This window comes from uncultured Oscillibacter sp., from assembly GCF_910587525.1.
Lineage (GTDB): Bacteria > Bacillota > Clostridia > Oscillospirales > Oscillospiraceae > Oscillibacter.
In genome coordinates, this window is the sequence record NZ_CAJULS010000005.1 from 39,424 (window position 1) to 49,229 (window position 9,806).

6 protein-coding genes are annotated in these 9,806 nt (G+C 61.5%); all 6 read left to right on the top strand.

The window, feature by feature from the left end; all coding sequences use genetic code 11:
• The first annotated feature begins 66 nt into the window (after positions 1 to 66).
• Positions 67 to 4,146: an Ig-like domain-containing protein gene (locus QZ326_RS01300; protein ID WP_295740441.1), complete on the top strand. Its 4,080-nt coding sequence runs from the start codon at positions 67 to 69 to the stop codon at positions 4,144 to 4,146.
• Between the two features lie 20 nt (positions 4,147 to 4,166).
• Positions 4,167 to 4,877 carry a flagellar brake protein gene (locus QZ326_RS01305; protein WP_295740443.1) on the top strand — a complete coding sequence of 237 codons (711 nt, stop codon included), beginning with the start codon at positions 4,167 to 4,169 and terminating at the stop codon, positions 4,875 to 4,877.
• 188 nt (positions 4,878 to 5,065) lie between these two features.
• Positions 5,066 to 6,289 carry an arginine deiminase gene (gene arcA, locus QZ326_RS01310; RefSeq protein WP_295740445.1) on the top strand — a complete coding sequence of 408 codons (1,224 nt, stop codon included), beginning with the start codon at positions 5,066 to 5,068 and terminating at the stop codon, positions 6,287 to 6,289.
• Between the two features lie 249 nt (positions 6,290 to 6,538).
• Entirely contained in the window at positions 6,539 to 7,537 is a 999-nt protein-coding gene (gene argF / locus QZ326_RS01315) for an ornithine carbamoyltransferase (protein ID WP_295740446.1), read from the top strand.
• Positions 7,538 to 7,553: 16 nt separating this feature from the next.
• Complete coding sequence (locus tag QZ326_RS01320; RefSeq protein WP_295740448.1) at positions 7,554 to 8,945, top strand: YfcC family protein; 1,392 nt, start codon at positions 7,554 to 7,556, stop codon at positions 8,943 to 8,945.
• A gap of 296 nt (positions 8,946 to 9,241) precedes the next feature.
• Positions 9,242 to 9,806 (top strand): ABC transporter substrate-binding protein (locus tag QZ326_RS01325; protein ID WP_295740449.1); only part of this gene is annotated, 565 nt, incomplete at its 3' end.

Consider the following 9,806-nt stretch of genomic DNA (forward strand, 5'->3'; position numbering starts at 1 on the left):
GAGGAGGGCGGGCGGAACCGCCCGCCCTCCCACTCTTTGAAGGACTGGAAAAGGAGTGTAATGTACATGAGATCCAGATTTTTCCGCCGGACCGGGGCGCTGCTTTTGTCCCTGGTTCTGGCATTTTCCCTGGTCCCCGCCGCCGGGGCGGCTGTCACAGGTGTGAGACTGGACGAAACCTCACTGACCCTGAAATTGGGCGATAATGAGACCGCGACACTGACCGCCACAGTGACAGCAGATGCCGGCGAGGATGAGACCGTTACCTGGGAAGTAAGCGGCGATGCAGATGCTGTTACTATCACGGAAAATGGCAATCGTGTGGAAGTCACTGCTGTAAAGGAGGGCAATGCGACTATTACCGCGAAGTCGACAGTGGACAGCAGTCAGACTGCGGCTTGCGCTGTCCGGGTAGAGGCGGCGGACCCGCCTCCCGCCCCCACAGTGACCAAGGTGGAGGTGTCTCCCAAGACACTGGATATGACTGTGGGCGGCAATACGGAGCAGCTTTCCGCCACAGTCACCATGTCCGACGGGTCGACGCCTCCCAGCGTCACATGGTCCGTCACCGCCGGCTCTGCCGTTACGGTGTCCGGCTCCGGCGTGGTCACCGCCGTCAGCGCGGGAAACGCCACTGTGACCGCTTCCGCGGGAGGTCAGAGTGACAGCTACGCTGTCACTGTAACAGCCCCTGTGGCCAACGTGCCCGTCACCGGCGTCAGCATTGACGGCGACCAGAACCAGACCGTGGCCGAGGGCAAAACGCTGGGGCTGACAGCCCTGGTAATGCCCGCCAACGCCTCCAACAAAAATGTCACCTGGTCCAGCGCCGACGCGGCAATCGCCAGCGTGGACGCCAGTACCGGCGTAGTTACCGGCGTCAAGGCCGGCGGCCCCGTCTCCATTACCGTCACCACGGAGGACGGAAACAGCAACGCCAGCGTCAGCGTCACCGTGACCTCCTCCGCCGCGGATTTCAGCGTCACCCCCAGCCGGGGCGCCAACCCCATCAACGTGGGCGCCGTTTCAGGCCGGCCGCCCATGGCGCTGTCCGCGGGCACGGACAAGGCGGTTACCTGGAGCAGCGACAAACCGGAAATCGCCATAGTGAATGCCAACGGTGAGGTCACCGGCGTCAGCCCCGGCACGGCTGAGATCACTGCCGAGGCGGAGGACGGCTCCAAGGGCGTATATCTGGTCACCGTTTCCGGCCTGGTGATCGAAGAGACCTCCATGGACATCGTGGTGGGCTACAGCAAGACCATCGCCTATCAGGCCTTCGGCGCGGCCGCCACCGGCAACGAGACCCCCCGCTGGACCTCCATGCCGGAGTCCATCGCCACCGTCACCAGCGGCGGCCGGGTCACCGGCATGTCCCCCGGCGTCACCACGGTCACCGTCACCAAGGGCCGCTACAGCGCCGAGTGCAAGGTCACCGTGGCGGAGGATGTGGCCAACGCCATCGAGTGCACCCTCAACGCCGGGGAGAAGCTGGACTTCCCCAGCCTGCTCTCTGACCTGAGAAGCCGCTGCCGGGAGAAGACCGAGGCGGACCTGGACTACATCACCAACCTCCAGGTCGCCACCAGCCAGGGTATTCTCCACTACCGCTACGGCTCCCCGGATACCCCCAACCATGGCGTGGGCGGCGTGGACCGCTACTACACCAGCGCCTCCTCCGCCAGTGGCCGCCAGGCCATCTCGGATTTGAGCTTTGTGCCCGCCGGCGGCTTCAAGGGCACCGCCGTCATTGAGTACACGGGGTACAGCACCGAGGGCCAGGCATTCCACGGCACCATCCGGGTGGATGTGAAGAACAGCGGCGATGTGACATACAGCACCGCCATGGGCCGGGCCCTGACCCTCACCGCCAAGGAGTTCAAAGACATCTGCCAGCTGAAGACCAGCCGGAACGCAAGCTATGTCACCTTCACCCAGCCCAGCGCCAGTAAGGGCACCCTCTACTATAATTACAGCCCCGGGCAGTACTCTGCAAAGGTGGACGGCGCCACAAAATACTACCTCAGCAGCAATCCCTCTCTGGAGAAGGTGACCTTCGTCCCGGCGGAAAACTTCACCGGCACGGTCAGCATCCCCTACCGTTGCACGGACACCACCGGCGGCGGCTACTCCGGCACCATGACCATCAACATCTACTCCGCCAGCGGCGAGAGCAATGGCGGCGTGAAGTATACCACCGGCATCAACCAGCGCCTGACCCTGAACGCCAGCGACTTCAATTCTGCCTGCCAGGAGTTCAACGACCGGACGCTGAGCTATATCTATTTTGAGGAGCTGCCTCCTACTTCCCAGGGCGTCCTGTACTATAATTACACCAGCAGCTCCAGCCAACGGGTGGATACCTCCACCCGCTACAACCGCAGCAGTACCAGCCCCCGGCTCTCCAGCGTCACTTTTGTGCCCGCCAGCAATTTCAGCGGCACCGTCACCATCCCCTACACCGGCTATGACACGGCGGGGCAGACCTATAAGGATAATTTGGTTATCCAGGTTACCGATGCGGCGGGAACGGTGTACTACACCACCGGCGTGAACGATCCCGTGACCTTCCGGGCGGAGGACTTCAACGAAGCCTGCCAGCGGGCCAACAACTCCTCCCTGAATTACATCACCTTCACCCTGCCCTCCTCCAGCGTGGGAACGCTGTACCGCAATTACAGAAGCAGCAGCAACACCGGCACCCGGGTCTCCTCCTCCACGCGGCTCTACCGGGGCGGGAGCCCCAGCGTATCTGATGTGACCTTCGTCCCCAAGAGCCGGTATGAGGGCACGGCGTCCATCCCCTTCACCGGCATGGACGCCAGCGGGACCGAGTTTGAGGGCACCGTCAGTATCTCCGTGGGTCAGGGCACCGGGCGGGTGGTGAGCTATTCCACCGCCAGCGGCGGCGTAGTGCGGTTCAACGCCAGCGACTTTAACGCCGCCTGCCGCAGCGCCACGGGGGATGATCTCAGCTACCTGAGCTTTGAGCTCCCCGCCAGCCGGTACGGCACGCTGTACTACCAGTACAACGCCGCCCGGGGCACAGGCACCCAGGTCACCACCTCCACTTCCTACTACCGCAGCGGCAGCAGCCGCCTGCTGGATGACGTCTACTTTGCCTCCGCCAATGTCAACGGCACGGCCTCCTTCCAGTACACGGCCAGGAGCACCGGCGGTGAGCGGTTTACCGGCACGGTGGAGATCGCCATCGGTAATGCCGCTCTGGACAGCGGGTACTCCAGCGGCAACCGCTATATCGGCAGCTCTGCCCCCATCTCCCTGCGGACCCAGGACTTTGAGTCCGCCTGCCAGTCCGCCGGAGGCGGCACACTGTCCTACATCCGTTTTACCAGTCTGCCCAGCGAAAGCGCGGGACGGCTTTACATAAACTATGAGTCCCCCAGCCGTCCCGGCGGGGCCGCCACTACCACCTCCAACTACACCGTCAGCAGCGGACTGACCATCGGGCAGTTGTCCTTCGTCCCCAAGGCGGGGTATCAGGGGCAGGTGAATATCCCCTATATCGGGTACAATACCCAGGGCGGGACCTTCAGCGGCAACGTAACCATCAACATCTCCACAAGCTACTGCGCTACGCCCTTCTACGACGTGGACAGCGGCTGGGACTGGGCGAGGCCCTCCGTGGAGTTCCTGCGGTATGCGGGCATTACCAACGGATACAGTGACGGCACTTTCCGGCCCTCCCGGTCTATCAGCCGGGGCGAGTTTACGCTGATGGTCTGCCGGGCCTTCGGGTTTGACACCTACGGCGGAGCCTCCGGCTTCCCGGACGTGCCCGCCGGCAGCCCCTACGCCGGGGCCGTAGCCACTGCCAGGAGCATGGGCATCGTGGAGGGCAGCGGCGGCCGCTTCCGGCCCGACAGCGCCATCACCCGCCAGAGCGCCATGACCATTATCTGCCGGGCCATGAAGGCGGCGGGAGAGAAGGTGCCGGCCACAGGCAGCGTTGCCCTCAGCGCATACAGTGACCAGGCGCAGATTGCATCTCATGCCAGAGCTTCCGTGGCGGCACTGGTGAGCCTGGGCGTAGTGAAGGGGAGCAGCGATATGCGGATCAATCCCACCAAATCCATCAGCCGGGCGGAGATGGCGGTGATTCTGCACCGCGTACTCACACTCTAAGAAGAGGGGAGAGAAATCTCATGAGGTTTTTCAAAGGTACCCTGCGGGCCGTGCCGGAGAAAGCGGCGGCCGCGCCAGGGGGCCAGGGGGGCCCCAAGGGGGCGCCGGAGCTCTCCTCAGGCATCCGGGTGGAGGTTTTGACCATGGAGAACCACCTTCTCTTTGTGGGGCGGCTGAAGGTTTTGGGCGGCGGCGTTTTGGAGCTGCGGCGTGACACTGGCGATCCGCTGCCCCAGGCCCTTTACAACAGCAAGGTTAAACTTCGGGGCTTTCAAAAGAATTCACAGCCTTTCTGCATGAACGGCACAGTGGGCAAGAGCTCCCGGGACTTCTGGCAGGTGGAAAACCTGGAAATCCTGCAAAATCGGGAGAACCGCAGCTTCTTTCGCCAGAACACCGACTTGGATGCCCGGGTGATGCCCAGCGGTCACTACCGGGGCACGGGCCGGGAGGCGACGGAGTGTAAGGTGCTGGACATCAGTGCCGGCGGCGCCCGGGTCCTGAGCCGGAACGTGTATGTGGAAGGGGATCGTTTTCAGCTGGAGGCGGAGCTGCTGCCGGATGAGCGGCCCTTCTCCGTCGTCTGTCAGGTCCTCCGGATCACGCCGAGAAAGGGCTTCAAGTACGAATATGGCTGTAAATTTGAAGCGCTGAACGAGCAGGAGCAGCAGCGGTTGCTGCGGGCAGTATTCACCATCCAGCGAAAAATTCTCCAGGCCCAGCGGGAATGAGAGCCCCGCGGGCAAATGAGAAAAGACCGGGAGACGGATGATTCCGTCTCCCGGTTTTTTTCGTGCCGGGATTTTGGAGCTTTTACGCATGAAAACCAAAATTTCAGAGAACCTAACCCAGAGCGAACCACCATATTGCCGGGAGGGATGTCTGGCTCTCCCGGTTCTGGAAAAGGAGTGAACCTGTTTTGGAAACTGGAATCCATAACACATCCGAAATCGGGCGGCTGAAAAAGGTTTTGCTGCACCGTCCCGGCGGGGAACTGGAGAATCTGATGCCGGAGTATCTGGAGCGGCTGCTGTTTGACGACATCCCCTACCTGCGGGAGGCGCAGAAGGAGCACGACGCCTTCGCCGAGTGCCTGCGCCAGCAGGGGGTGGAGGTGGTGTACCTCACCGACCTGGTGGTCAATTCCATTACCAGCGGCGAGGTGCGCAAGGACTTCATTCGCCAATTCCTGGACGAAGCGGATATTGGCGACCCCCGGATGCGGGAGTGCCTGGAGGAGTATCTGGGCAGAATGCCGGACCGGGAAATGGTGTCCGCCATGATGGCCGGCGTCCGTAAGAGCCAGCTGCGCCAGGGCAGCGGGCGGCTGGGGGACTTCCTGCCGGCAGAGGGAGACGACTACCCCTTTGCTGTGGACCCTATGCCTAACCTCTATTTCACCCGGGACCCCTTCGCCACCATCGGCACCGGGGTGTCCATCCACAAGATGCACACCGCCACCCGGAACCGGGAGACGCTGTTCGGAAAGCTGGTCTTCGAGCACAACCCCGAGTATATGCACGCCCCCCGCTGGTATGACCGGGGAGAGGTCTCCTCTTTAGAGGGCGGCGATATTCTGGTGCTGTCGCCCCAGGTGCTGGCGGTGGGCATTTCCCAGCGTACCCGGGAGAACTCCATCGACACCCTGGCGGAGGCTGTGCTGAGCCGCAGCAAGACCTTTAAAAAGATCCTGGCCTTCAATATTCCCAAGACCCGTTCCTTCATGCACCTGGATACCGTGTTCACCATGGTGGACCGGGACAAGTTTACCGTCCACCCCAATATCCTCTCCAGCATTACCGTGTTTGTCATGGAGTTGGATGGGGAGCGGCAGATGAAGATTCACCAGGAGGAGGGGCGGTTGGAGGACATCCTCAAAGAGCACCTGGAGCTGGACCATGTGACATTGATTCCCTGCGGGAGAGGCAGTGAGATTGACGCCGCACGGGAGCAGTGGAACGACGGCAGCAACACATTGGCCATCGCCCCCGGCGAGGTAGTGGTGTACTCCCGGAACTATGTGACCAACCGCTCCCTGGAGGAGGCGGGGATCAAGATCCACACCATTCCCAGCGCGGAGCTGAGCCGCGGGCGGGGCGGACCCCGGTGTATGTCGATGCCCCTGTGGAGGAATGATCCCTGAGATTGCCTCTTCCTGGAAGGAGAAGATTTTTCTCGCGGCTGGCGCCGCGGAGGGCGGGATTCAGCCATGAGGATGGCTGGTGCAATGCACCCCCCATTTCTCTGTCTTGCCAGAGAAAAGAGAAAATGGGGGGAGCAGTCCGTGCCGCAAAGCGGCACAACCCCGTCCCCGCCCGAGACGCGAAAATCCCCGTCCCCCGCAGGGGACCCAATCTGTACTATCATTAGAAGAATAAAGGAGAATTTCACTATGGCAGTCAATCTGAAAGGCAGAAGCTTTCTCACATTACAGGATTTCACCCCCGCCGAAATCCGCTACCTCCTGGACTTGGGCCACGACCTGAAGGCCAAGCGCCGGGCCGGCATCTGCGACCCCGCCCTGAAGGGCAAGCACATCGTCCTCCTCTTTGAAAAGACCTCCACCCGCACCCGGTGTTCCTTCGAGGTGGCCGCCACTCAGGAGGGGGCCCATGTCACCTACCTGGACGCCGGCAGTTCCCAGATGGGCAAAAAAGAGTCCTTGGAGGACTCCGCCAAGGTGCTGGGCCGGTTCTTTGACGGCATCGAGTACCGGGGCTATGCCCAGAAGAACGTGGAGGAGCTGGCAAAATACGCCGGCGTCCCCGTGTGGAACGGCCTCACCGACGCCGACCACCCCACCCAGATTCTGGCGGACATGATGACCATTGAAGAACACTGCCACAAACCTCTGAATCAGATCAAAATTGTCTTCCCCGGCGATGTGCGGAACAACATGTGCTACGCCTGGATGATTGGCGCCGCCAAGATGGGAATGCACTTTGTGGGCATCGGCCCGGAGAAGCTGGCCAAGGAGATGGACCAGGAAGTGGTCAAGACTACCTTCGCCACCGCCCGGGAGAACGGTGCCCTGCTGGAGATCACCGACAATATGAACGATGTGAAGGATGCCGACGTGATTTACGGCGATATCTGGGCCTCCATGGGTGAGGAGGCGCTGATCCCTGAGCGGGCGGAGCTGCTGTCCCCCTTCCGGGTGACGGAGGAAACCTTAAAAGCCACCGGTAACCCCAATGTGCTCTATATGCACTGCCTGCCCTCCTTCCACGACTTTGAGACCAAGCTTGCCAAGGAGTGGAAGGACAAGGGTGTGGATATCCGTGAGGTCACTGACGAGGTGTTCCGGGGCCGCCACAGCGTGGTCTTTGACGAGGCGGAGAACCGGATGCACTCCATCAAAGCCGTTCTGGTGGCCACCATCGGCAAATAAAGAGGGAGGCGGTCCTTTGGAGAAGTCCAAATTCCGAATGCCCACGGCCTATACCATTCTGTTTCTGCTAATTATTCTGGTGGCCGTTGCCACATGGATTGTCCCCTCCGGCGCCTACGAGTATGTGGACGAAGTGCCGGTGGCGGGCAGCTACCACTCCACCGCCCCCACGCCCCAGGGCGTCGGGGCGGTGCTGAAGGCCGCCTTCTCCGGTTTCTACGACGCCGTGGACGTGTGCGTGTTCATTCTAATGGTGGGCGGTTTCCTGGGCGTTGTGATGAAAACAGGCGCGGTGGATGCCGGTGTGGCCCGCATCATTCAGCGGCTGGGGGGACGGGAGAAGTGGCTCATTCCCATCCTGATGCTGCTTTTCGGCCTGGGAGGCACCACCTACGGCATGTGGGAGGAGACCATGGCCTTCTACCCGCTGCTGATCCCCGTGTTTCTGGCGGCGGGCTATGACGCCGTAGTGGGTATCTCTGTGATCCTGCTGGGGGCGGGTGCGGGCGTCATCAGCTCCACTGTCAACCCCTTTGCCACCGGTATTGCCGCAGGCTTTGCCGGGGTATCTCTGGGGGAGGGGATTTTGCTGCGGCTTCTCCAGTGGATTGTGTTTGAGAGCGCCGCCATCTGGTTTGTCATGGCCTACGCCGCCAGGGTAAAGAAAAACCCCTCCCGGTCCGTAGTAGGCGTGGGCGCGGGCAAAATCCAGGTGAGCATGGAGGAGCCCCAGCCGGAATATACCCCCAAGCGCAAGGTCATCATGGTCCTCTTCACCCTGGTTTTTCTGGTCATGGTCTACGGCGTCATCCCCTTTGATGAGATGGGACTGCCCCTGCCGGTGCTGGGCTGGTGGTTCCCGGAGCTCAGCGCGTTGTTTCTGCTGGGCGGCGTGGTCATCGGCTTCATCGACGGCCAGCGGGAGGACGAGGTGGCGGAGACCTTCGTGGCCGGCTGCGCGGATCTTTTAGGCGTGGCCTTCATCATCGGTGTCAGCCGGGGCATCACCGTGCTGATGAACGACGGCGGCATCACGGACACGATTCTCCACTGGGGAGAGGAGGCCCTCTCCGGCACGGGGGCTGTCAGTTTTGTGCTGCTGGTGTACCTGCTCTATCTGCCCCTGACAGTGCTGATTCCCTCCTCCTCGGGACTGGCCACGCTGTCGGTACCCATCATAGCGCCCTTGGGAGAGTTCGCCGGTGTGGGAGGCGATCTGGTGGTGACGGCCTTCCAGTCCGCCTCCGGCCTTGTGAACATCGTCACCCCCACGGCAGCGGTGGTGATGGGGGCGCTGGCCCTGGGCCATGTACCCTATGACCGCTGGATAAAATACGTCTGGAAGCTGGTGCTGTATTTTCTGCTGCTGACCATGGCGTTTCTGGTGGCCGGCGTGTGGCTGGGATAGAAAACCGGGAGGCGGATGCCGCGGCGTCCGCCTCCCGGTTTTCTCTGGTGAATATTCATTTTAATATTCACTGTGCTCTGTGAGAGATGCCTGAAAATTCCACAAAGAAACAGGCGAATCCTCCATGTTTTCTGGAGAAATGGAAGAAGTGACCAAATAAATATACATAATTTCTGAAAAACTATTGACAGCTGAGCCCGGGAGTGATAAGGTATCCCCAGCTCAACGGGTAGACCCGTTTGAATGTGTAATATTTCCAGAACGGAAAGAAAACTATGGAAAAGGAAGATTGAGCCATGAAGAAGTATTTTGCACTTTTGCTGACCCTGGCCATGGTGTTGAGCCTGGCCGCCTGCGGCGGCGGGAGCGATGCTCCCGCCAATAGCGACACCCCCGCAAACACCGGCACGCCCGCCAATACGGACGCCCCCGCCGCCTTTACCACTGTGGAAGCGGGCAAGCTCCACATGTCCACCAACGCCGCGTTCCCTCCCTATGAGATGACCACCGACGCCGGCGGCTTCGAGGGCATCGACGTGGAGGTGGCGGACGCCATCGCCAAGAAGCTGGGATTGGAGCTGGTGGTGGACGACATGAGCTTTGACGCCGCCCTCACCGCTGTCCAGACCGGCCAGAGCGACATCGCCATGGCGGGTATCACCGTCAACCCCGTGCGGCAGGAGGTCATGGACTTCTCCGACAGCTACGCCACCGGTGTGCAGGTGATTATCGTCAAGGAAGACTCTCCTATCGCCACGGTGGACGACCTGGCCAGCGCTGAGATGATCGGCACCCAAAAGGCCACCACCGGCTATATCTACTGCTCCGATACCCCGGAGAACGGCGGCTACGGCGAGGACC

Bases quoted from the DNA above. Each gene is read 5' to 3' on its own strand.
- argF (WP_295740446.1), top strand. From the start codon at position 6,539: ATGGCAGTCAATCTGAAAGGCAGAAGCTTTCTCACATTACAGGATTTC.
- QZ326_RS01300 (WP_295740441.1), top strand. From the start codon at position 67: ATGAGATCCAGATTTTTCCGCCGGACCGGGGCGCTGCTTTTGTCCCTG.
- QZ326_RS01305 (WP_295740443.1), top strand. From the start codon at position 4,167: ATGAGGTTTTTCAAAGGTACCCTGCGGGCCGTGCCGGAGAAAGCGGCG.